Here is a 24,189-nt window from a genome sequence, read left to right as displayed (position 1 = left end):
ATACGAGTTAATTTCAGGGCGTTTTGACGGCGTCCAAGACTTTGATGGCTTGCGTGCTTTGTACGACCAATGCGTAGGATATTTTCTCAAAGACGCGGAAGATGAATACCAATCCGGTTCTTTCATCCGGTAATTGCACCGTTTGCCCTTTGAGCGACTTGGCTTGGCTTCTCCGGTAGATAGCCAGAACATGGCCCATTTCCAGGCCATCCAATCCACCTTTGTTGAGTGTGACAATATCGCCTCGGCCAATCTCGGAGACGCCGCCATAAACCGAGATGATTCTTCCGTTGAGCGAAAAATCCGGTGCATGCGGAGCGTAGTTATTGAAGATAGTATTGGGTGCAGGAACCAAACGATCGCCTTTCAAGATCTCTTCCGAAGCGTGCGTGATGATGACCGTGCTGACATCCGAAAAAGCATTTACTTTGGCATTTCCCAGGTAAGTCGCTTCAAAACCGAGAACAGCGTCTTTTTGATCCGGATCCTTCAGTGCCTTACCGGGACGGAAAACTTGCCATGCCGAACCCTTATCTTTAGGCAGTTCGCTGACATAAGCGATATTGCCTGTGCTCAAAGCAACCCGGCCCTCACTTGAGCCTAATATATACGGTGCATTGTCGAGGCCGTCTTTTTCGATGACCAGCGGCTGGCTCAGGAAAGGTCCGATCGCCGCTGCCGGGATGCTGGGAATTGCTGAAGTGCCAGACTGCTCCGTGCGAATTTTCGGTGATAATTTAACGGTTTTCACACCGTATTCATCGTCCTCCGAAAGGCGTAAGCGGATGCCATGCAGTGATTTTTCCAGTATGACAACATCGCCGGGGTAAATCTTGTGCGGATTCTTTACCTGCGCGCGATTGAGTCCCCAGATCTCCGGCCAGCGCCAAGGATCTTTCAGAAACCGGGAAGCAATTCCCCATAGCGTATCGCCCGGTACGACCACATGATGATCGGGCGTATCACTACGCAATTCGATCTCTTGAGCCTTTATTGACGTGACGGAAAGCAGGCCCAGAAATAAAATCATAGTTATAATAAGCTTTCGCATGGATGATCTCACAGGCAGTGATAAGGCATACAGAATGATTGGTTAATGATACGGTCTAAATGCGAAATTGGGTTTGTTAAACTACACATTTTTTTCATGGCTATTCTAAAAATACTACAATATCCGGATGAAAGGCTACATACTGTAGCGGTTCCCGTAGCACAAGTCACGGATGAAATCCGTTCGCTGATAAGAGATATGACCGAAACGATGTACGCAGCACCCGGTATAGGGTTGGCTGCAACCCAGGTGGATGTGCACGAGCGCATCATTGTGATCGATACATCGGAAACACGTGATGAATTGCTCGTATTGATCAATCCGGAAATTATCGCCAGTAACGGTCTATCGGACTATGAGGAAGGTTGCTTGTCAGTACCCGGCATCTATGGGAAAGTGCGGCGTGCCGAATCCGTGACTGTGAAAGCGCTGAATGCGCAAGGCGAATCATTTGTTCTGGATGCCGATGGATTATTGGCAGTATGTATTCAACACGAGATGGATCACTTGGCGGGAAAAGTGTTTGTGGAATACTGGTCAAAGCTCAAGCAATCGCGCACCTTGGCCAGATTAAAGAAAAAACAGCGCAGTACCATGTAGCGGGCGCATGTTGGCATAAAATAAAGCTGTGCGCTGCATCCGGATCTTCTGAATCAATAATACGATTCGTTGGTACGATTGAATCCCGTCACCCCAATTAACAAGTAATCGATGCACTAGCATGAAAATCATATTTGCTGGAACCCCCGTCTTTGCCGCGACGGCGCTGGATGCGCTGATTCAAGCAAGGCATGAGATTGTTATGGTGTTGACCCAGCCGGACCGCCCTGCGGGCAGAGGAATGAAAGCTGCCGCCAGCGCCGTTAAATTGCTGGCCGAACAACATCATCTGGCATTATTGCAACCCTTGACCCTGAAAACTGACGGCATACAACAGCAATTGCAGACACTACACGCGGATGTGATGGTTGTGGCGGCGTATGGATTGATTTTGCCGCAGGCGGTACTCGATATTCCCCGTCTGGGATGCTTGAATATTCATGCTTCGCTATTGCCCCGCTGGCGGGGTGCGGCGCCGATTCAACGCGCCATTCTGGCGGGCGATCGCGAGACCGGTATCACCATCATGCAGATGGATGCCGGATTGGATACGGGTGATATTTTGTTAACGCACAACGTGGGAATTACGCCGGACGATACCACGCAATCGCTGCACGATAAATTAAGTGTGTGCGGTGCGCGAAGCATCGTTGAGGCGTTGACGCTGCTGCCTCAGGAAAAACTGGTTCCCGTGCTGCAAGACGAGACGCAAGCCTGCTATGCAGCCAAGATAACCAAAGCCGAAGCGGAAATTGATTGGCGGCACAGCGCGCAGCAGCTAGACCGGGTGGTGCGGACATTTAATCCCAATCCCGGCGCCTATGCGCATTTCCGGGATATGGCGCTGAAGATCTGGCAAGCTGAGGTGCTTGACGGAAATGCAGGAAAGCCGGGAGAAATTGTTGCAGTGGATCGTGCGGGCATCACGGTTGCCTGCGGTTCGGGTTTGTTACGGATAGCCCTGATGCAGAAACCTGGCGGCAAGAAAATGAGCGCGGCGGATTTTTTGGCTGGCAACCCGATAGAACCTGGCGAGTGTTTTATGACTGCGCATCATCCTGCTGCATCGCATGATTAAGGCACAGCTGGCGGCAGCCTCTGCAATCGGTAAAGTGTTGACGGGATCAAGCCTGACCGGCGTGTTGCAGGATGTCTGGCGTGCCGATCCTATGTTGTCGAAACAACAAAAAGGCGCCATTCAGGATTTAAGTTATGGTGTCCTGCGTTTTTACGGCCAATTACAAGCGATTCTCGCGTTGTTACTGAAAAAACCGTTACGCGATAAAAGTTTGCAACAGTTGTTGCTCGTGAGCTTGTATCAATTGCAGTACAGTAAAGCATCTCCGCACACAGTGGTGGATCAAGCCGTATCTGCTTCGCGCGCCTTGGCGCATGGTCAAGGAATGCAGGGATTAGTGAATGCCGTTTTGCGCAATTTTATCCGGCAACGTGAGCGCTTGTTGCAGCAAGCGGCCGCCCATGAGGACGGACTTTACTCGTATCCACAGTGGTGGATTGACAAGTTGCGGCAACAATATCCGGAAAAATTCCACACAATACTGCAAGCCGGCAACAAACGCCCTCCAATGACGTTACGGGTGAATCAACGCAAAATTAGCGTGGCCGCTTATCGTGATTTATTGACGGAAAAAGCGATGCAAACGGAATTATTCTGGTCCGGCGCGTTGCAACTGAATCAGCCGGTCGCGGTGGAGCATCTGCCTGGTTTCAGCGCCGGGTTGGTGACTGTGCAAGATGCCGGAGCGCAGCTTGCCGCGCCATTCCTGGATGTGCATGATGGCATGCGGGTGTTGGACGCGTGCGCGGCACCGGGAGGGAAAAGCACGCATGTGTTGGAATTGGCCGATGTTGCATTGACGATACTGGATAATGAAGCAGCAAGATTGACTCAAGTGCAGCAGAATTTGCAGCGCCTGCATATGACCGCAGAAAAGATGGTGTGCGGCGATGCGTCGGATCCCGATGCCTGGTGGGATGGGCGCTTCTATGACCGTATTCTGGCGGATGTGCCTTGTTCGGCATCCGGAGTGGTTTGCCGGCATCCGGATATCAAATGGTTGCGGCGTGAAAGCGATCTGGTTAAGTTTGCAGAAATTCAACAAGCTATTTTGCATGCCTTGTGGAAAATTTTGAGCAAGGGTGGTAAGTTGCTGTATGTGACTTGTTCAGTTTTTGCTGAAGAAAATACCATGCAGATTGCAAAATTCCTTAACCATCACCCTGATGCAAGTTTATTACCGCTTTCCGCAGCGGCAATGGCGGATGGACAACTGTTACCTGATATTCGACATGATGGCTTCTTCTATAACTTACTGCAAAAAGCCTGATCCGCAAGTGCGCCGAATAAAGCTACCCTATCTCAATCTTGTGCTGTTGCTACTGATTTTGCTATCGCCAATGTCCGTTGTGCGGGCGGAAGGTATCCAGATAAAGTCTGTCAGTCTTGCGGCGACCGAGCAAGGCTATACCATCAGCATGGATTCCGAGATTACGCTGAACGAGACGTTGGAACAGACGCTGGAGAAAGGTATCGTGCTTTATTTCGTCACCAAATTCGGCTTGCTGGATACGCGCTGGTATAAGCTCAATGAGGAAGTGGCGCGCAGTAAGTTCGTGGTTGGTTTGCGCTATTATGCGCTAACACGGCAATATCACCTCAACCATCCGGTGTTTTCACAAAGTTATTCTTCATTAAAGGAAGCATTGCAGGCATTGGGGCGGATACGCGATCTTCCGTTGACGGCTAAAACCGAATTAAAGCCAGATGCCGATTATGTGGCGTCGCTGCGAATCTGGCTCGATCTGACGCGGATGCCAAAACCGTTCCAAGTTGAAACATTGGGTTCCAGTCAGTGGAATTTGAGTTCGGATAAACTGGAATGGCACACGAAGCTGCCCACACCCGGGGAACCGGTACAGATTAAAGGTCACTGATGAAATACGTGCTCATTGTGGGGGCCGGTGTGGGGGCTGTGATGCTCTTTCTGCTGGCTACCGCGGGCGCCAATACCGAGTTTTTTGAACGGAAGTACCGCTTATTGTTAGGCATCAATATCGCCTTTGTGATCTTTCTCATGGCGATTCTGGGATTTCTGCTGTGGCGGTTCAGACGCCGCCTCAAATCGGGTGTTTTCGGATCTAGGCTGGCGTTACGGTTGATGCTGGTTTTTTCCATGATGGCGACACTTCCCGGTGTTTTGGTGTATGCCGTGTCTGTTCAGTTTCTTGAGAAGAGTATCGAATCCTGGTTTGACGTTAAAGTGGATCGTGCCCTGGAAGGCGGCTTGAATCTGGGGCATACCATGCTGGATAATCTGCTGGAAGAGTTGCAGCGCAAAGCGCAGGCGACGGCGTTAATATTGTCCGATCCCGCTAATCCGCCTTTATTGGTGCTGAATGAGTTGCTGCTGCAATCGCAAGTGGAAGAAGCGACCTTGTTTAACCAGGATGGCAAAGTCATCGCTTTTTCCAGCGAGAGTAATCTGACGTTATTTCCTGGGATGCCGAATGCCGTCGTTATGCGCTATATCCGGATGCAGAAAGCGTATGGCGCGATTGAGTCGATTGCCGATAAAGGCTTGTATTTGCGCGTCGTTGCTCCGGTTAATGTGCTGAGTTTGCAAGAGGATATCCGGATGCTGCAAATGCTGCAGCCGGTTCCGCTGCAATTGGCAAAAGACGCCGAACGGGTGCAGGCCGGTTATCAGGATTATCAGGAACTTTCTTTGTCGCGCCATGGATTGACCCGGCTGTATAGTGTTACCTTGACGCTGGCCTTGTTGTTATCGTTGTTTTCAGCATTGGCGACCGCTTCTTTGCTCAGTGAGAAACTGAGCGCGCCGCTGGGCATGCTGGCGGAAGGCACGCGGGCGATTGCGCAGGGTGACTACAGCCGCAGACACCTGGTGCAAAGTCGTGACGAATTGGGAGTATTGACGGAGTCCTTCAATTTGATGACGCAACAATTGGAGGAAGCACGCGCAGCAGCACTGCATAATCAGCAGGCGGTCGAGAGCGCGAGAGCGCACTTGGAAAGTATCCTGGCGAATTTGTCATCGGGTGTGCTGGTATTCGACGATCAGTTGGTATTATCCAAGGCCAATCGCAGTGCCGAACAGATCCTGCAAATACCGCTGATCAGCTTGGACGGTTCGATTATCGAGGGCTGCGTGAGCAATGAACCGCAACTGAATACCTTGATTACCGAGATCAAGGAGGGATTTAATTCCGGAGAAACCGGCGTTTGGCAGCGGCAATTGACGCGTTCGGAAGATGGCCGTAATCAGGTTCTATTGCTGAGAGGAACGCGCTTACCCAAGATATCCAGCGGTGGCGGCGTGGTGGTTTTTGATGACATCACCAATCTATTGCAAGTGCAGCGCGCGGTTGCCTGGGGTGAAGTCGCGCGACGGCTGGCGCATGAAATTAAAAATCCGCTGACACCGATTCAACTATCCGCCGAGCGCGTGCAGCACAAATTAATCAATAAGCTCAATGAAGAAGACGCCAAGATATTGCGGCGTTCTACTGAGACTATTGTCAATCAGGTGGAAGCCCTGAAACGGATGGTAAATGAATTTAATCAGTATGCGCGCGTGCCTGAAATGCAATTGCACCAATTGGATTTTAACCGGCTGGTGCGCGAGGTATTGTCGCTTTACGAAACCGCGAATATGGCTGCTGAGAATAGCAAGCATGTGCGAATCCAGCAGCTACTGGGGGATGATTTACCGCTGATCAAAGGCGATTCGGCACAATTGCGCCAAGTGCTGCATAATTTGCTGCAAAATGCGCAAGACGCACTGATTGATACGCCGCAACCCGTGATCGAAGTGAAAACCGAAAAAGTGCATGGCGGGGTGCAACTCAGTGTTCGTGATAACGGTTGCGGTTTTTCGGATGAAATCAGAGCCCGGGTTTTTGAGCCTTATGTCACCACCAAGGCTAAGGGAACCGGATTGGGATTACCGATTGTGAAGAAAATTGTTGAAGAACATGAAGGGATAATCCATATCGAAAATATTAAACCGCAGGGCGCGCAAATTTCAATTATCCTGCCGACGGTGGAGAAAAGCGCATCCACCAACGATAACCGGCTGGCGGCGCATTAGGGAACAACCGGTGATAACAGAAAAGAGGAATGCAATCTTTCCTGGCAAGATATCCGTCAATCAAGAAACTTGGAATTCATAGATGACCGTGAAATTTGACAGTTGTGGCTAAGCTGATTAGATTTCAGTAGTGGAGAAACACTCAATGATAACGAACAATACAATACTGGTTGTTGATGACGAAATTGGCATCCGCGAATTGCTGTCTGAAATTTTGCGGGACGAAGGATATCGCGTGGCGTTGGCCGAGAATGCCGAACAGGCGCGGATCTGGCGTGCGCAAACGCGCCCCGATCTGGTGCTGCTGGATATCTGGATGCCCGATACGGATGGTATTACGCTCCTGAAAGAGTGGGCCAGCAATGGCTTGCTGACGATGCCGGTGATCATGATGTCCGGACACGGCACGATTGATACGGCGGTGGAGGCTACCCGCATTGGCGCATTCGGTTATTTGGAAAAGCCGATACCGTTGCAAAAGCTGTTGAGCACGGTCAGCAAGGCATTGCGCGGGGCGCAAAATAAGCAGCAATCAGCGCTGTCACTGGCCAGTCTGGGTAAAGGCGCCTTGATTCTTGATCTGAGAAAAAGGCTGGAGCAAGTAGTGAACCTGAAAACGCCCGTGCTGCTGATGGGGGAGCCGGGCGCGGGCGCGGAAATTTGCGCGCGTTTTATGCATCGTCCGGGCACGCCATGGGTGGAACCCGAGACGTTGACGGGATTGGCCGAATCGCCGCTGGATTTGCTGGGGCTTGCGCGTGACGGGCTGTTATTTCTGAAAGATGTCGGCGAGATCAGTAAATTGGCGCAAAAAGGCTTGCTGTTATTGCTAAGTAAGCTGGAGAAGTATAACGTCCGGCTGGTTTGCGCTACATCGCAACCGTTGGCGGAGCTGACCGCGCAGGGTGCTTATCATCCCAAATTGTACGAGATATTGAGCAGCCTCAGCATCGGCATTCCGGCATTGCGCACACACCGGGAAGATATCCCTGAGCTAGCCGGTCAAATCTTGTCGCGTTTCGTTGAATCGGGAGAGGCTTCGTCCACGTTACAATTCAGTACCGCAGCATTAAATTGCCTGCGCAATTACGATTGGCCCGGCAATCTGACGCAGTTAACCGGTGTGGTGCATTCGCTGGCACTGACTTGCACGTCCGATGAGATTTCGGTTGAAGCCGTGCAGCAGGCGATGGTTTTTCCGGAATCGGTCTCGTCATCAGTTTCGCCGGAGATTCCGCTCGATCTTTCTCTGCGCGAAGCGCGCGATTTGTTTGAAAAAACTTACTTTGAAAGATTGATCGATCAGGAAAGTGGCAACATGACGCGAGTCGCGGAACGCGCTGGATTAGAGCGCACGCACCTGTACCGCAAAATAAAATTATTGGGAATTAAACTGCGGGGCAACTGATTTTTTAAAGAAATTTTGCTGCTACCGGATTGGTTTTAGGCGCAAAAAATGAAGGTCTCTAGTTGTCGTATCCTCTATCTTAGGGGATAATATCGCATTAATTTATTTGCCGATACGATGTGTTCCTATTCAATTAGCGCACAGTTCGATCTTTTCTATTCGTTTAAAATATTAGGGAGTTAGTGTTAATGGGGACATTCAAGGATTTTGACGCGCCGGTGTTTAAGGATTTAACCAGCGCAATTCGTGCATTGGCGATGGATGCTGTGCAAAAAGCCAATTCTGGTCACCCCGGTATGCCGATGGGGATGGCGGAAATCGCTGAAGTACTGTGGATTCATCATCTGCGTCATAATCCTGGTAATCCGGGGTGGGTTGATCGTGACCGGTTTATTCTTTCCAACGGGCATGGATCGATGCTGATTTATGCGTTACTGCATCTGACCGGCTACGATTTGCCGATGGAAGAAATTAAGAAATTCCGGCAATTCCATTCCAAGACACCCGGGCATCCGGAATATGGCTACACGCCAGGTGTGGAAACCACAACCGGCCCATTGGGTCAGGGCATCACCAATGCCGTGGGCATGGCGCTGGCAGAAAAAATATTGGCCGCTGAATTTAACCGTCCTGGTTATAACATTGTCGATCACCATACCTACGTTTTCTTGGGCGATGGTTGCCTGATGGAAGGCATTTCGCACGAGGCTTGTTCCTTGGCGGGTACCTTGGGTCTAGGAAAACTGATTTGTTTTTACGATGATAATGGCATTTCCATCGATGGTCATGTGGAAGGCTGGTTTACCGATGACACGCCGAAGCGGTTTGAGTCTTATGGCTGGCACGTAGTGCCAAACGTCAACGGGCACGACCCGGTAGCCATAGAAGCAGCGATTGAAGCGGCTAAAAAAGTCAATGATAAGCCAACAATGATCTGCTGCAAAACGGTCATCGGACTGGGATCACCTAATATGGCCAATACCCACTCGGTACACGGTGCAGCATTAGGTGACGCGGAGATCGCTGCCGCTCGTCCGCACATCGGCTGGCATCATCCGCCTTTTGAGATTCCGCAAGAAGTGTATAGCGCCTGGGACGCAAGAGCGAAAGGGCAGGCGCTGGAAACAGAATGGAATCAGAAATTTGCTGAGTATGCTGAAAAGTATCCGGCTGAAGCAGCCGAATTCAATCGCCGCACGGCTGGTGAGTTGCCAGCGAACTGGCGCAGTCATGTCGACGGCGTTATCAATCAAGTTAATGCAAAAGCGGAAACCATTGCAAGCCGTAAAGCTTCGCAAAATGCGATTGAAGGTCTGGCGCCAGTTCTGCCTGAATTACTCGGCGGCTCTGCTGATCTGGCCGGATCCAATTTGACTTTGTGGTCAGGCTCCAAAGGGATCAGCAAACAGAATGGCGGTAACTACGTGTACTACGGTGTGCGCGAATTTGGCATGAGTGCCATGATGAATGGTTTGTCGTTGCATGGCGGCTTGATTCCTTACGGTGCCACTTTCCTGATGTTCTCCGAATATGCGCGTAATGCATTGCGCATGGCCGCACTGATGAAGATTCGCAATATTTTCGTCTTTACGCATGACTCCATCGGTCTGGGTGAAGATGGTCCGACGCATCAACCGGTAGAACAGACTTCAACCTTGCGTTTAATCCCTAATATGGATGTATGGCGTCCTTGCGATACGGTTGAGTCAACCGTGTCATGGGCGCGTGCCATCGAACGCAAAAATGGTCCTTCGACATTGATATTCAGCCGTCAGAATTTGCCATTCCAAAAACGCGATGCCGCTACCATCAAGCTGATCGATAAAGGCGGTTATATATTATCCGAAGCCGGTAATGGCAAGCCGCAAGCAATTTTGATTGCGACAGGTTCCGAAGTGGGGCTGGCCATGAATGCGCAAAAAGCGCTGGCCGAAGAAGGCGTTCATGTGCGCGTGGTTTCCATGCCGTGCACGAATGTATTCGATCGTCAGGAACCATCGTATAAAGACAGTGTCTTGCTGAAGGGTGTTAAACGCGTAGCGGTGGAAGCGGGCGTAACTGATTTCTGGCGTAAGTATGTTGGGCTGGACGGCGCGGTAGTCGGCATGGACACTTTTGGTGAATCAGCGCCTGCAGATGTGTTATTCAAGCATTTTGGCTTTACCGTCGAGAACGTTGTTAAAACAGTCAAAGGCATTCTCTGATCCAATTTATGATTAAAGCAACCGGATGATGAATTGCATTCATCCGGAAGTAATAGGTTTTTTATTTAAGGAGTTTTGGTATGACAATTAAGGTTGGTATTAACGGATTTGGTCGTATCGGCCGTATGGTTTTCCGCTCAGCAGTACAGAATTTTCCAGATATCGAAATCGTTGCAATCAATGATTTGCTGGAACCGGATTATCTGGCTTATATGTTGAAGCATGATTCAGTGCATGGCCGTTTTCATGGCGATGTTGCGATCGAAGGCAATACTCTAGTGGTTAATGGCAAGAAAATCCGTTTGACCGCAGTTAAAGATCCGGCGGAATTGAAGTGGAATGAAGTAGGCGCGGATGTCGTCATTGAATCTACCGGTTTGTTTCTGACCAAGGAAACGTGTGAGAAACACTTGGCGGCTGGTGCAAAGAAAGTCATCATGTCGGCGCCTTCCAAAGATGATACACCGATGTTTGTTTATGGCGTGAATGATAAGTCTTACAAAGGTGAAAGCATCATTTCCAATGCGTCCTGCACCACCAACTGTTTGGCGCCGATTGCCAAAGTATTGAACGATAAATGGGGTATCAAACGCGGTCTGATGACCACGGTTCATGCCGCAACTGCGACGCAAAAAACGGTGGATGGACCATCCAATAAAGACTGGCGCGGTGGCCGCGGTATTCTGGAAAATATCATTCCTTCTTCAACCGGCGCTGCCAAGGCTGTCGGCGTGGTGATACCGCAATTGAATAAGAAACTGACCGGCATGGCTTTCCGTGTTCCAACATCGGATGTGTCCGTGGTTGACTTGACCTGCGAATTGGAAAAAGAAGCGACCTACGACGAAATCTGCCAAGCGATGAAAGAAGCTTCTCAAGGTTCGATGAAAGGCGTGCTGGGTTATACCGATCAGAAAGTCGTGTCTACCGATTTCCGCGGTGAAAGCTGCACTTCCATTTTCGATGCCGAAGCGGGTATGGCGCTGGATAAAAGCTTTGTCAAAGTCGTTGCATGGTATGACAATGAATGGGGCTATTCCACCAAAGTACTGGAGATGGTTCGTACCGTCGCCAAGTAATTAAGTGCTTTCAGATGGACAGTCAAGCGTTAGGATTCTGATTGCCATCTGATTTAAATAGTTAATTTATTAAGACATAAAGGGTAGCGTTTGCTATCCTTTATACTTTCTTAAAGACAAATCTGGAGCTTACCGTGTCTGTTATTAAACTTGTTGACCTTGATCTTAAAGGTAAACGTGTATTTATACGCGCCGATCTCAACGTGCCCGTGAAAGATGGAAAAGTGACCTCGGATGCGCGCATCACCGCCTCGATGGCGACGATTAATCACTGCATCAAACAAGGCGCCAAAGTGATGGTAACGTCTCACTTGGGCCGCCCCGAAGAAGGTGTGTGGGTTGAAGAAAATTCTCTGAAACCCGTGGCGGATAATATTGCCAGCCGGTTAGGAAAACCAGTGCGCCTGATCAAGGATTGGGTCGATGGCGGATTTGAAGTGGCCGCTGGAGAGCTGGTGGTGCTGGAGAATTGCCGCATCAATAAAGGCGAAAAGAAAAATGTCGAGGAAACGGCGCAAAAATATGCCAAATTATGCGATGTCTTTGTCATGGATGCATTCGGCACTGCGCATCGCGCAGAAGCCTCGACCCACGGCATTGCCAAATATGCTCCTGTGGCTTGCGCCGGTATCCTGCTGACAGAAGAACTGGATGCGCTGACTAAAGCGCTATTGAGTCCAGCGCGTCCGATGGTGGCGATTGTCGGCGGCTCCAAAGTTTCCACCAAGCTGACCGTGCTCGAATCGTTGTCCGAGAAAGTCGATCAACTGGTGGTCGGCGGCGGTATTGCCAATACCTTCCTGAAAGCAACCGGTAAAAATGTCGGCAAATCGCTGTGCGAAGATGATCTGGTCCCGACAGCCAAAACATTGATGGATAAAATGGCGAAACGCAATGCGTCGATTCCAATCGCGGTCGATGTAGTGACCGGCAAAAAATTTGATGCCAATGAACCTGCGGTATTGAAAGATGCAGGCGCTGTAGCGGATGATGACATGATTTTTGATATCGGCCCGAAAAGTGCGCAAGAATTGGTGGATATCATCATGAAAGCCGGTACGGTGGTGTGGAACGGCCCGGTTGGCGTGTTTGAGTTTGATCAATTTGGTGCCGGAACCGAGAAGATCGCCAGGGCGATCGCAGAAACAAAGGCTTTCACGTTAGCGGGCGGCGGTGATACCATTGCGGCTATTCAGAAGTATGATATCTACGACAAAGTTTCCTATATTTCAACCGCAGGCGGCGCATTCCTGGAATTCTTGGAAGGCAAAAAATTGCCGGCGGTAGAGATATTGGAAATGCGCGCCAAATAAACACCATTAAGAAAACCATGATCCGAAGAACAAAAATTGTAGCGACCCTGGGTCCCGCCTGTAAAAATCCAAAAATCTTGGATCGTTTAATCCGGGCCGGTGTTGATGTTGTTCGGATCAATTTTTCGCACGGCACGCGCGAACAGCATATCGAGTTCGCCGAAATGACACGGTCACTGGCGCGGGCTGCTGGTCTTACAGTCGGCGTACTGGCCGATCTGCAAGGGCCGAAAATACGCGTCGGTAGATTCGAGCACGGTAAGATCAGGCTCGAAGTCGGTGATCAGTTCATTCTGGATGCTAATTGTGAATTAGGCAATCAGGAAAGAGTCGGTCTGGATTATAAGGAGCTGCCGAATGATCTGGAAACCGGCGCTACGCTGATGCTGGACGATGGCCGTATTGTGCTGGGTGTATCGCATGTAAAAGGTCATCAGGTGTTCTGCGTGGTCGAACAGGGCGGCATACTATCAAACAATAAAGGCATTAACCGTAAGGGTGGCGGACTCGGTGCGCCAGCGCTGACCAGTAAGGATCTGGAAGATATTAAAACCGCCGCCGAACTGGGCGCGGATTACTTAGCCGTATCGTTTGTCCGCTCAGGCGACGACATCCGCCAAGCGCGTGCATTGTTTCACGAGGCAGGCGGTCGAGGCATGATCATGGCCAAGATCGAGCGTTCCGAAGCTATTCTTGCTTTGGACGATATTCTCGAAGCATCGGATGCCATTATGGTGGCGCGTGGTGATCTGGCGGTTGAAGTCGGCGATGCTGCCGTTCCGGCGCTGCAAAAACGAATGATCCGCTCCGCGCGCGCCAACAATAAAACCGTGGTAACCGCCACACAAATGATGGAATCGATGATTACCAATCCGATTCCAACGCGTGCGGAGGTATCGGACGTGGCTAACGCGGTGCTGGACGGTACCGATGCGGTCATGTTGTCGGCGGAATCCGCTGCCGGGGAATATCCGGTGGAAGCGGTTGAAGCGATGGCCAGAGTTTGCTTGGAAGCGGAAAAGGAATATCTGGTCAACACCGACCGGCGGATGCAAAATATCAATCCGGCGACCATCGAAGAAGCCATTGCGCGCGCCACGATGTACACCGCCAGCGGCTTGCAGATTCGCGCCATCGCCGCACTCACGCAAAGCGGTGTGACCGCTTTGCTGATGTCGCGCAGGAGTTCCAAAGTGCCTATTTTTGCGTTGAGTCCCAATGAAGAAACGCGCAGAAGGGTAACGTTGTTCAGAGGTGTATATCCGGTGGAATTCGGCGCAGGATTGAACGATCCGGAAGAAATTCTGAATCTGGCCGAACAGGAATTACTTAACCGCGGTGTGGTGCGCAGCGGTGATATTATGGTGATGACGATCGGCGAACCGGTGGGTAAAACCGGTGGCACCAATACGATGAAAATCATTAAAGTCGGCGAATGGAAAACCAGGCAAGGCATTGAAGCAATCTGACCGGTAAAATGCAATGCAATCCGGACAAACACGCTGAGACTAGGAAAAAGAACGAGCAGTATTCATACCGAATAATTGCTTATACTAATGGCTATAGAATTTTTTAAGATAATCAATAAGGAGATCTAAATGGCACTCGTATCATTAAGACAACTACTCGATCACGCAGCGGAAAACGGCTACGGTTTGCCGGCTTTCAACGTCAACAACCTGGAACAGATCCAGGCGATCATGCAAGCCGCGGATGAATGCAACAGCCCGGTCATCATGCAAGGTTCCGCCGGTGCGAGAAAATATGCCGGTGAAGCATTTTTACGTCATTTGATTGAGGCAGCCGTTGAATCCTATCCGCATATACCGATTGTGATGCACCAGGATCATGGCGCGTCGCCCTCCGTTTGTGTCAATGCGATCCGTAGCGGTTTTTCAAGCGTCATGATGGATGGCTCATTGCAAGCAGACGCCAAAACACCATCAACCTACGAATACAACGTTAATGTCACTGCCGATGTCGTTAACATCGCGCACTCTGTCGGCGTATCGGTAGAAGGCGAACTGGGTTGTCTGGGATCGCTCGAATCCGGTATGGGCGAAGCGGAAGACGGACATGGCGCGGAAGGCGTGCTGTCGCATGACCAACTGCTGACCGATCCGGAAGAAGCTGCCGACTTTGTGCGTAAAACCGGTGTGGATGCACTGGCAATCGCTATCGGAACCTCGCACGGCGCGTACAAATTTACCCGCAAACCCACCGGCGATATTCTGGCGATCGAACGCATCAAGCAAATTCATGCGCGCATCCCAAATACTCATTTGGTTATGCACGGCTCCAGCTCGGTACCGCAAGAATGGCTGGAAATCATCCGTCAATTTGGCGGCGACATTAAAGAAACCTACGGTGTACCGGTCGAAGAAATTCAACAAGGCATCAAATACGGTGTGCGTAAAGTCAATATCGACACCGATATTCGCCTGGCAATGACCGGCGCGATCCGTCGCAGCCTGGAAAAAGACAAAAGCAATTTCGACCCGCGCAAATTCCTGAAAGAAGCGACCGCCGCTGCTAAAGACATTTGTAAAGCCCGCTTCGAAGCTTTCGGTTGCGCCGGACAGGCCGGAAAAATCAAACCGATTTCTCTGGAAAGTATGGCGAACCGCTATGCTAAAGGTGAATTGAACGCGGTTATTAAGTAGTCAAAGTCCAGTAGTATTCAATATTCCCATGATTGATTGCGCGGTTTGCATTATCAATCATGGGATTCAGGTTAGAAAGCTATAGTAGTCTTTTCTTTCTTCACACGTGCCTAGCGCAACAATCAAAATATTCCTGGTTTACGGAGATCCTAAACGGCTTCGTACTGCGGAATTGTCGAATTGGACTGGAAAGGCTGTCGCCGGTCCCAGAAGTGAGTTTGAAGGTGTCTTTTCTCGTGAAGAATCGAACGGTGCGGGAATCTATCTTTTGACGGGCTCCGATCCTGAGTCGGGAAAACCAGCAATCTATATCGGTGAAGCCGAGAGCATTCGTGATCGAATCAAAGCTCATTTGGAAAAAGATTTTTGGAATCAAATCATCTTTTTTATCAGCAAAGACGAGAACTTAACTAAGGCACACATCCGCTTTCTTGAAGGAAAGCTAATAGACCAGGCGCGCAAATCTGGGCGAGCCGTGGTTACAAACGGTCAAAGTAGCGGAGCTCGATTGCCTGAATCTGATCGAGAGGATATGGAAATATTTTTAGAGAAGATTAACCAATTATTGCCAGTTCTAGGGGTCGAGCTCCTTGTACCAACAGCAGCAAAAGCCGTCACAGAATCCGAACACAAGAAACTGTTCTGCGAGATTAAGGGGATTAAAGCAGAGGGTCATTTGGCACCCAATGGTTTTGTGGTACTTAAGGGTTCTCAAGCTATTTTGAACGATCGGGCTTCAGCTCAAAGATGGCCATGGACAATGAATATGCGGCAGCGCTTAAAAGATGAAGGTGTATTAGAGATCAAAAACGATACACTGGTATTTACAAGAGATGCGGAGTTTACAAGCCCGAGTTCGGCAGCAGCGGTTATTCATGGCGGACATGCAAATGGACTCACTGCATGGAAAGATAAAAGCGGGAAAACTCTTAAGGAAATAGAATCTAAATAACCAGTCATTTCACACAGCGCTATGCGATAAAGGTTCGTCTATGATTTCAATGTTATGCTTAGGTATATGTTAAGAATTAAGATTAATTCTTAGGAGGCACATACCCCGCCGCCTGTTCCGCGCCTTCCCCAAAAAAATGTGCTTCCATTTGTTCCGCCAGGTATTTACGCGCTTTAGCGTCTGAGAGATTCAACCGGTTTTCGTTGACCAGTGTGGTTTGGTGTTTGATCCACTGACTCCAGGCTTCTTTGGAAACATTCTCAAAAATCCGCTTGCCCAATTCGCCGGGGTAGGTTTGAAAATCCAGGCCTTCGGCTTCGCGGCCTAGTTTGATGCATTTCACCATTCTTGCCATTTCGTATCCTTGCTCCAAGTCAGTAAAAGAGTATTGGAAATTCTCTGAACCAGATATCGTGTCTCGTGCTGAGCTTGTCGAAGAACAAGGTCAGAGTTTCCTTTTGAGGAAAGACCGGCATTATGAAACGTTCGTTTCACTGAGTAAACAGCGGAAGTGTATTTTCTATGGAAAAATTATAAGTGCTTGATTAGCACTTTCGAGCGGCGCTGATAATTGTATAAATTCTGTTTGGCTTTGGGTAATTCAGCCGGGGTAGCGGGATTAAAACCGTGTTCGATAAACCAATGCGTGGCATGTGTGGTGAGAACGAACAGTTTGTGGATATCCTGCGCGATGGTTTTGTTTTCGATGTGCTTAAGCAGGCGTTCGCCGTGTCCTTGGTCGCGATAATCCGGGTGGATCGCCAGGCAGGCGAGTTCGCACGCGTGTTCTTCGGGAAATGGGTACAGCGCGGCGCAGCCGAGGATGACGCCGTCGTGCTCGAGCACCGTAAAACGATCGATTTCGATTTCCAGCAATTCACGGCCGCGCCTGACCAGAATGCCTTCGGCTTCGAGCGGTTCGATCAGTTGCAGAATGCCGCCGACATCGTCGATGCGCGCTTTGCGCAGCGCTTGCAGTGTTTCCTGCGAAATCATGCAACCGATGCCGTCGTGCGTAAACAGTTCCTGGATGATGGCGCCGTCGATATGCCGGCTGACCAGATGCGCGCGCGTTACACCTAATTCACAGGCTTTGGTCGCGTATTGCAGCGATGACCGGATCGCATCCGGTATCGGCGCTACTCTTGCCGGTGTTTTGTTTTCCAGTAGCAATTTGCTTTCCGGCAAGGTGAGTTCACGCGGCAATACTGAGGTATCGGCGCTATCCAACAGAAGAATCAGTTTCTCGGCGTGAAGTGCGATGGCGGTTTCGGTCGCCACATTTTCCATCGTTAAGTTAAAAATCTCGCCGGTGGGCGAGTAACCCAGCGGCGAAATCAGCACCACATCGCCTTGCTCCAGGCGCGAATGAATCGCTGGTGCGTTGATCTTGCGTACTTTACCGGTATGCATGAGGTCGATGCCTTGAATCACGCCCTGCGGACAAGCGGTGACGAAGTTCCCGCTGGTCACGCGGATGGCGGCATTGGCCATCGGCGAATTGGGCAAACCCATCGACAGCAAGGCAGCGATCTCGTGATGCACGCGCCCGACCGATTCCTTGACGCACTGCAACGCGGCGGGGTCGGTGACGCGCATGCCCATGACGGTTTGCGTTTCCAGTTGCGACTCATCCAGGCGCAGTTGAATCTGCGGACGCGCGCCGTGTACCAATACCAGACGGACACCCAGACTAGCGAGTAAATTGACATCGTGGATAAAATCGACAAAGGCGGCGTTCGTGACCATTTCGCCGCTGAAACTAATGACGAAGGTTTTGCCTCTGAACGCATTGATATACGGAGCAACTGAGCGGAACCAGGCGACAAATTCAGCGGGTGTGTTCATGGTGAGTGAAGATAGCGGATTTTTGTTCATGCGATCGATTAAAAATCACCCCACAAGGTTTGTAATGCGGCGATAGCCGTCAAAGCCGCGCTTTCGGTGCGCAGGATGCGTTTCCCCAGGCGCACAGGAACGAAGCCGGTGTGTAAAACAGTTGCTTCTTCTTCCTGCGTAAACCCGCCTTCCGGTCCAATCACGAGCGCCAGATTGGCACCGGCGGGTGGTTTAGGAATCTCTTTTAAACTTTGCGTGGCTGTCGTGGATAACATAAAGCAAACATCATGAGGCGATCGGCCGGATTTTTTCCGGCTCAGCCATTCCGGCAGCGAAATTAGCGGCAGTACTTGTGGTACATAATTTCTGCCGCATTGCTCGCACGCGGAAATGACGATTTTTTGCCAGTGTTGCTGACGTTTGTCAGCACGCTCGCCGGACAGATGCACGATACTGCGAGCTGTGGAAACCGGTTGAATGCGTGTTACGCCCAACTCCACTGCTTTTTGTATGATCCAATCCATTTTTTCATTGACACAGACTGCTTGGGCCAGCTCAATCGACAGCGGCGACTCCCGATCCATCGCATGATAGGCATCGACCCGGACGGTCGTGCTGGATTTTGTGATGCTGGTGATGTGCGCGGAGAATTCACCACTCTGTCCATTGAACAACGTGACCGCATCACCCTCTTTTAGCCGCAATACCCGCGCGGCATGGTGTTTGTTCTCGGCCGATAATTCGATAACCGTTCCAGCAGTGATTTCTTCGGGATGGTAGAAGCGCGCATGCATGATGGGGGGGCTGGCCGGGGTAAGTAGCAATTCGATAAATGGACTCATGATAATATAGCACGTTATTTATCCGGCATTCATTGTCTGACCGCTGTTGCAATGGGTGAGCGCGGCAGGCTGGAGAAGCTGGTTTTCAAGATTATTATCGATAGCAGGAGAAAAGAATATGGCAAGTTTGGAAACACCAGTTTGTGATTTTGGCTGGAAAGCGGTTGATTTTGATTTGTTGGGTGTCGATGGCAGGCGCTATAACCTGGCTTCCGCAAAAGGGGAAAACGGTTTGCTGGTGATGTTTATCTGCAATCATTGCCCGTATGTGAAAGCGGTGCAGGATCGCATCATTCGCGATGTGAACGAGCTAAAACCGCACGGCATGAGTGCGATCGCCATCATGTCGAACGATCCGGCCGATTATCCGGAGGATTCGTTTGAGAATATGGCGCTGGTGGCGAAACAGTTAAATTATCCTTTCCCGTACGTGTGGGACGAAACGCAGGAAATCGCCAAAAAATATGGCGCGGTGTGTACCCCCGATTTTTTCGGTTTCAACAACAAACTGGAATTGCAATACCGCGGACGGCTGGATGCCTCGCGGAAAGAAGCAGCACCTGCCGATGTGCGGCGCGACTTGTTTGAAGCTATGCTGCAAGTCGCCAAAACCGGCCGCGGTCCGGCGGAGCAAATCCCCAGCATCGGCTGTTCGATCAAATGGCGGTCGGAGTAAACGTGTTAGAGGAAGTGATTGGGGCGGTAAGAGAAGTCGCACAGCAAGTCATCATGCCGCGTTACCTGCAAGTCGACCGTCAGATTAAAGCGGATGGCAGCTTTTTTACCGAAGCGGATGTTGCGGCACAGAATGCACTGCTGGAGAAGTTGCAGAAAATTCATCCAGCAGCCGCGATGGGCGAGGAAATGACAAAACAGGAGCAGGAAGCGCAGTGGATCAAGGGACAATCCGGTTTGTGGAGCATTGACCCGATCGATGGCACATCTAATTTTCTCAATGGATTACCGTATTTCGCCATTTCGGTGGCGTTCATGGAGGAAGGCAAGAGTGTGCTGGGCGTGATTTACAATCCGGTGACGGATGAGATGTTTTACGCTACTAAAGGCGGCGGCGCTTTTTTGAATGGCATTGCGTTGCCGCTGAAGACGTATATACCGACATTATCGGGTGCCATGGCCAATGTTGATTTGAAACGGCTGGACCGGAAATTCGCGGCCAGAGTGGCTGCCTTTCCACCGTTTGCTTCACAGCGTAACTTCGGTGCGTGCGCGCTGGAATGGTGCTATACCGCCGCCGGTTATTTTGATTTGTATTTGCACGGTGGACAGAAGCCGTGGGATTACGGCGCGGGTTCATTGATTTTGGCAGAAGCGGGCGGACATATGTGCGGCTTCGAGCAAGATGATTACTGGGCAGGATCGCCGTGGACGCGATCCGTAATAGCGGCGCTGGATCCCGGGTTATTTGCGCAATGGCGCGACTGGGTGCGCGAGAACCGGAAAGAGTAGGTTGTTCAAGTGAAAATTATCATTCTGGGGGCGGGTCAAGTCGGTTCATCGGTGGCTGAGAGCTTGGTGAGCGAAGCCAACGACATTACCATGGTCGATGTCGATCCCAAGCGTTTGGCGTTATTGCAGGATCGCTTGGATTTGCGCACCGTCACCGGTAACGCTTCGCATCCGTCAGTACTCGTCAATGCCGGGGCGCATGATGCGGATATGGTGCTGGCGGTCACCGAACACGATGAAACCAATTTGGTGGCGTGTAAGCTTGCCGCTACGCTGTTTAACACGCCGACTAAAATTGCCCGGATCCGTTCTACGGAGTACTTGGCGCATCCGGAAATTTTTTCGACCGAGAATTTCTGTGTCGATTTTGCGATTTCTCCGGAACAGATTCTGACTGAATATATTGAGAAACTCGTTGAGTTTCCCGAAGCTTTGCAGGTGCTGGATTTCGCATCAGGAAAAGTAAGCTTGGTGGCGGTGCGCGCATTAAAAGGCGGTTCGCTGGTCGGACAGGAATTACAGCAATTGCGCAAGCATGTGCCCAATGTGGATACCCGCGTCGCGGCTATTTTCCGTCAAGACCGGCCGATCATACCCGAAGGCGACACCATCATCGAAGCGGAAGATGAGGTATTTTTCATTGCCGCAACTGAAGACATTCGCACCGTCATGCGGGAATTGCGCAAAATGGACAGGCCGGTCAAGCATGTGATGATCGCCGGTGGCGGGAAAATCGGCAGGCGTCTGGCCATGACATTGGAAAAAGATTATCAGGTTAGGATCATAGAACGCAATTACCAAGCTTGTGAGCGCTTGGCTGGTGAATTGAGCAATGCGCTGGTGCTGCACGGCGATGCAACGGATGAAACCTTGCTGGAGAGTGAGAGCGTTGCCGAGATGGATTTGTTTTGCGCGCTGACGAATGACGAAGAGAACAACATTATGGCGGCACTGCTGGCGAAACGGATGGGGGCGCATAAAGTGATTGCGCTGATCAATCGTCGCGCTTACGTGGATCTGGTACAAGGCAGCCGTATCGATATCGCGATCTCGCCAGCGCAAGTGACGATCGGCTCATTACTGGCTTATGTCCGGCACGGCGATGTTGCTGCTGTGCACAGCCTGCGGCGCGGTGCGGCGGAAGCACTGGAATTGGTCGCGCATGGCGATGCCAGATCGTCTAGTGTGGTCGGGCGCAAGATTGAAGAAATCAAACTGCCCAAAGGTGCAACGATTGGTGCGATTGTGCGCGGCTTGCCGAGAACCGAAGGATTATTCGGCGAGAGTTTGAACTCAGCAGAGCTAGAAAAGAATCTAGTTGATTCGAGTCACTCGATACGCGTCATTATTGCGCATCACGATACGGTCATCGAATCGGAAGATCATGTGATCCTGTTTGTGGTCAACCGGAAAATGATCCGCGAAGTGGAAAAACTATTTCAGGTTAATGTTGGTTTTCTGTAGTACATCATTCCATGAATCGGTTGCTTATAGTTGTTAATGTGCTGGGCAAGATGGTCCTGGTATTCGGCCTGACCATGCTGGTTCCATTTGGTTTGGCGCTATGGACCGATGACGGTGCGCATTTTGTTTTTGGCGAGTCTATTGTGATTACCCTGGGTAGCGGTTTGGTCATGTGGCTTGCGACACGCCGTTATCAACGTGAATTGCAGACACGCGATGGCTTTTTGCTGGTGGTCATGGTGTGGTCCGGGTTGCCGGCCTTTGCCATGCTGCCATTATTGCTCTATCTACCCGAACTTAATCTCAGTATGGCTTATTTTGAAGCTGTTTCGGGATTAACTGCTACCGGCGGTACGGTATTGTCGGGGTTGGATGCGTTGCCGCCATCCATCAATTTATGGCGCGGCGAAATCGTGTGGCTTGGCGGTATGGGTCTGATTGTGCTGGCGGTGGCGATCTTACCGCTGCTGGGTGTCGGCGGCCGACAATTGCTGAATGCCGAAATACCGGGTCCCATGAAAGAAAACAAACTGACGCCGCGTATCGCCGAGACGGCCAAAGGGTTGTGGTCGATCTACGCGAGTCTGACCTTGGTGTGCGTTTTTGCTTACAAGTGGGCAGGCATGGACTGGTTTGATGCAGTCATGCACGCATTTACGACTTTAGGGTTAGGTGGTTTTTCATCGCATGACGCAAGTTATGCTTATTGGGACTCTCCGCTCATCGAATCGGTTGCAATGGTCTTTATGCTGATTGCCGGGATAAATTTTGCGACCCATTTTCTGGTTTGGCGCGCAAAAAGCTTCACTCCTTATCGCTATGACTCTGAAGTTAGCTGGTATGTCATGATCCTTTTTCTCAGTTGCACCGGATTGGCATTTTATCTTTGGTTAACCGGTGTGTATTCTGAACCGCTGATAGCCTTGCGTTATGCCGCCTTCAATATCGTGTCTGTTGCCACGACGACCGGCTACAGTAACACCGATTATAATCTGTGGCCGATATTCGTTCCTCTATGGATGCTATTTTTATCCGGATTCTGCACTTCTTCAGGTTCCACTGGCGGTGGCATTAAGATGATACGGGCTCGTATTTTGTATCAGCAGGTTTATCGTGAAATCATTACGATTATGCATCCGAATGCGGTGATGCCCGCGAAACTGGGAAGAAGTGTGCTGGCAAGCCGGGTCATTCTTGCAGTTTTGGTATTTCTGTTTGTTTATACGGCGAGTATTGTGTTGATGATGTTACTGCTCACATTAAGCGGATTGGATGTCATTACGGCCTTTTCCGCCGCGGTGGCTTGCATCAACAATTTAGGGCCGGGTCTTGGGGAAATTGGACCAGCAACCACTTATGCATCGCTAACGGATTTTCAGACATGGATATGTAGCTTTGCCATGTTGCTGGGTAGATTGGAATTTTTTACAGTGCTTGCTATATTTACGCCCGCATTCTGGCGGAAATAGAATTTATGAAGATCGGCTGGGTTTAAAAATATATGTGTCAATTCTCATAAGGAGTCCGGGTGGATAATACCGGTGTGTTGAAAGGTATTAAAGTCATGGTGATCGATGACAGTAACACGATTCGGAAAAGTGCTGAAATTTTTTTAAGACCATTTGGTTGTGAAGTGATATTGGCAGAAGATGGTTTCGATGCGATGTCTAAGATTGTTGAGAATCAGCCTGATATTATTTTTGTGGATATCACGATGCCACGCCTGGATGGCTACCAGGCGTGTAAGTTAATAAAAAATAATCCAATTTATCAGTCTACACCGGTGATTATGTTATCCAGCAAAGATGGATTATTTGATAAAGCACGGGGCAGAATGGCAGGATCGAACGATTATCTGACTAAACCATTTACCGCAGAGGGTTTATTGAGCATAATACGTAGCTATACTTTGCAGCAAAATTAAGTAACCTAATTTGGCGAGTGAGAATGTAATTCTAATCTTCCATTGAGTTTAGTAAGGAGGGTAGGATTTATTTTGAATATGCTTAAAGAGTGCTTTCTTAGTATTTGTATACGAAGTAGAATCGGGCAAGTTATGAGTGAAAATCCCTTGAGGAAAGGAGGAGATTTTATGACAAATGACTTGACTTTGAGGGGTAAGGTCGACTAGCCTGAGAGGCGTGGTTAAATTAAGGGTAAAAATAGGTTAATTTA

The 24,189-nt window shown here is 50.1% G+C and carries 21 protein-coding genes; 17 read left to right on the top strand and 4 right to left on the bottom strand.

What is annotated here, in order from left to right; all coding sequences use genetic code 11:
- Nucleotides 1-13: 13 nt before the first annotated feature.
- Nucleotides 14-1,051, bottom strand: a complete 1,038-nt coding sequence (locus BLU57_RS05585; protein ID WP_090317559.1) for a LysM peptidoglycan-binding domain-containing protein — start codon at nt 1,049-1,051, stop codon at nt 14-16.
- Nucleotides 1,052-1,147: 96 nt separating this feature from the next.
- Here BLU57_RS05585 and def point away from each other — a divergent pair, with 96 nt between their 5' ends.
- From def to BLU57_RS05525, 12 genes are all read left to right on the top strand, one after another.
- Complete coding sequence (gene def / locus BLU57_RS05580) at nt 1,148-1,651, top strand: peptide deformylase (RefSeq protein WP_090317556.1); 504 nt, start codon at nt 1,148-1,150, stop codon at nt 1,649-1,651.
- Between the two features lie 121 nt (nt 1,652-1,772).
- Nucleotides 1,773-2,729, top strand: a complete 957-nt coding sequence (gene fmt, locus BLU57_RS05575; RefSeq protein WP_090317553.1) for a methionyl-tRNA formyltransferase — start codon at nt 1,773-1,775, stop codon at nt 2,727-2,729.
- On the top strand, nt 2,722-3,999 hold the full coding sequence (gene rsmB, locus BLU57_RS05570; protein ID WP_090317550.1) for a 16S rRNA (cytosine(967)-C(5))-methyltransferase RsmB: 1,278 nt from the start codon (nt 2,722-2,724) through the stop codon (nt 3,997-3,999). Before fmt ends, rsmB begins: the two co-directional genes overlap by 8 nt.
- On the top strand, nt 3,962-4,606 hold the full coding sequence (locus tag BLU57_RS05565; protein WP_090317547.1) for a DUF4390 domain-containing protein: 645 nt from the start codon (nt 3,962-3,964) through the stop codon (nt 4,604-4,606). Before rsmB ends, BLU57_RS05565 begins: the two co-directional genes overlap by 38 nt.
- On the top strand, nt 4,606-6,783 hold the full coding sequence (locus BLU57_RS05560) for an ATP-binding protein (RefSeq protein WP_090317544.1): 2,178 nt from the start codon (nt 4,606-4,608) through the stop codon (nt 6,781-6,783). The genes BLU57_RS05565 and BLU57_RS05560 overlap by 1 nt, the downstream gene beginning before the upstream one ends.
- Before the next feature lie 145 nt (nt 6,784-6,928).
- Nucleotides 6,929-8,191, top strand: a complete 1,263-nt coding sequence (locus BLU57_RS05555; RefSeq protein ID WP_090317541.1) for a sigma-54-dependent transcriptional regulator — start codon at nt 6,929-6,931, stop codon at nt 8,189-8,191.
- A gap of 188 nt (nt 8,192-8,379) precedes the next feature.
- A complete protein-coding gene (tkt, locus tag BLU57_RS05550; RefSeq protein WP_090317538.1) occupies nt 8,380-10,395 on the top strand; it encodes a transketolase in 2,016 nt (671 codons plus the stop codon).
- 80 nt (nt 10,396-10,475) lie between these two features.
- Nucleotides 10,476-11,474, top strand: a complete 999-nt coding sequence (gap, locus tag BLU57_RS05545; RefSeq protein ID WP_090317535.1) for a type I glyceraldehyde-3-phosphate dehydrogenase — start codon at nt 10,476-10,478, stop codon at nt 11,472-11,474.
- A gap of 134 nt (nt 11,475-11,608) precedes the next feature.
- Nucleotides 11,609-12,787 (top strand): phosphoglycerate kinase, encoded by a 1,179-nt coding sequence (locus tag BLU57_RS05540; protein WP_090317532.1) that lies wholly within the window; start codon nt 11,609-11,611, stop codon nt 12,785-12,787.
- 17 nt (nt 12,788-12,804) lie between these two features.
- Nucleotides 12,805-14,256, top strand: a complete 1,452-nt coding sequence (pyk, locus tag BLU57_RS05535; RefSeq protein ID WP_090317529.1) for a pyruvate kinase — start codon at nt 12,805-12,807, stop codon at nt 14,254-14,256.
- A 129-nt stretch (nt 14,257-14,385) separates the two neighbouring features.
- Nucleotides 14,386-15,450: a class II fructose-bisphosphate aldolase gene (gene fba / locus BLU57_RS05530; protein WP_090317526.1), complete on the top strand. Its 1,065-nt coding sequence runs from the start codon at nt 14,386-14,388 to the stop codon at nt 15,448-15,450.
- A 268-nt stretch (nt 15,451-15,718) separates the two neighbouring features.
- Entirely contained in the window at nt 15,719-16,402 is a 684-nt protein-coding gene (locus BLU57_RS05525) for a GIY-YIG nuclease family protein (RefSeq protein WP_218131637.1), read from the top strand.
- Nucleotides 16,403-16,484: 82 nt separating this feature from the next.
- Here BLU57_RS05525 and BLU57_RS05520 read toward each other — a convergent pair whose 3' ends face one another.
- The 3 genes from BLU57_RS05520 to BLU57_RS05510 all read right to left on the bottom strand — a co-directional run bounded on the left by BLU57_RS05520 (nt 16,485) and on the right by BLU57_RS05510 (nt 19,083).
- The gene (locus tag BLU57_RS05520; RefSeq protein ID WP_090317520.1) at nt 16,485-16,757 is read right to left on the bottom strand and encodes an oxidative damage protection protein; all 273 of its coding nucleotides are present in this window, start codon (nt 16,755-16,757) and stop codon (nt 16,485-16,487) included.
- Between the two features lie 176 nt (nt 16,758-16,933).
- Nucleotides 16,934-18,280: an amino-acid N-acetyltransferase gene (argA, locus tag BLU57_RS05515; protein WP_256206168.1), complete on the bottom strand. Its 1,347-nt coding sequence runs from the start codon at nt 18,278-18,280 to the stop codon at nt 16,934-16,936.
- Between the two features lie 8 nt (nt 18,281-18,288).
- Nucleotides 18,289-19,083 (bottom strand): 16S rRNA (uracil(1498)-N(3))-methyltransferase, encoded by a 795-nt coding sequence (locus BLU57_RS05510; RefSeq protein ID WP_371113142.1) that lies wholly within the window; start codon nt 19,081-19,083, stop codon nt 18,289-18,291.
- A gap of 118 nt (nt 19,084-19,201) precedes the next feature.
- Here BLU57_RS05510 and BLU57_RS05505 point away from each other — a divergent pair, with 118 nt between their 5' ends.
- From BLU57_RS05505 to BLU57_RS05485, 5 genes are read left to right on the top strand one after another with little or no spacing between them, the layout of a single operon-like run.
- Nucleotides 19,202-19,759 (top strand): thioredoxin family protein, encoded by a 558-nt coding sequence (locus BLU57_RS05505; RefSeq protein WP_090317517.1) that lies wholly within the window; start codon nt 19,202-19,204, stop codon nt 19,757-19,759.
- A gap of 2 nt (nt 19,760-19,761) precedes the next feature.
- Nucleotides 19,762-20,550, top strand: a complete 789-nt coding sequence (locus BLU57_RS05500; protein ID WP_090317866.1) for an inositol monophosphatase family protein — start codon at nt 19,762-19,764, stop codon at nt 20,548-20,550.
- A 9-nt stretch (nt 20,551-20,559) separates the two neighbouring features.
- Nucleotides 20,560-22,014 (top strand): Trk system potassium transporter TrkA, encoded by a 1,455-nt coding sequence (trkA, locus tag BLU57_RS05495; RefSeq protein WP_090317514.1) that lies wholly within the window; start codon nt 20,560-20,562, stop codon nt 22,012-22,014.
- Nucleotides 22,015-22,025: 11 nt separating this feature from the next.
- Nucleotides 22,026-23,483 carry a TrkH family potassium uptake protein gene (locus tag BLU57_RS05490; RefSeq protein WP_090317511.1) on the top strand — a complete coding sequence of 486 codons (1,458 nt, stop codon included), beginning with the start codon at nt 22,026-22,028 and terminating at the stop codon, nt 23,481-23,483.
- 59 nt (nt 23,484-23,542) lie between these two features.
- On the top strand, nt 23,543-23,938 hold the full coding sequence (locus tag BLU57_RS05485; RefSeq protein WP_090317509.1) for a response regulator: 396 nt from the start codon (nt 23,543-23,545) through the stop codon (nt 23,936-23,938).
- The last annotated feature ends 251 nt before the right edge of the window (nt 23,939-24,189 follow it).

This window comes from Nitrosomonas oligotropha, from assembly GCF_900106555.1.
Lineage (GTDB): Bacteria > Pseudomonadota > Gammaproteobacteria > Burkholderiales > Nitrosomonadaceae > Nitrosomonas > Nitrosomonas oligotropha_A.
This window is presented reverse-complemented; position numbering and strand designations above follow the sequence as displayed.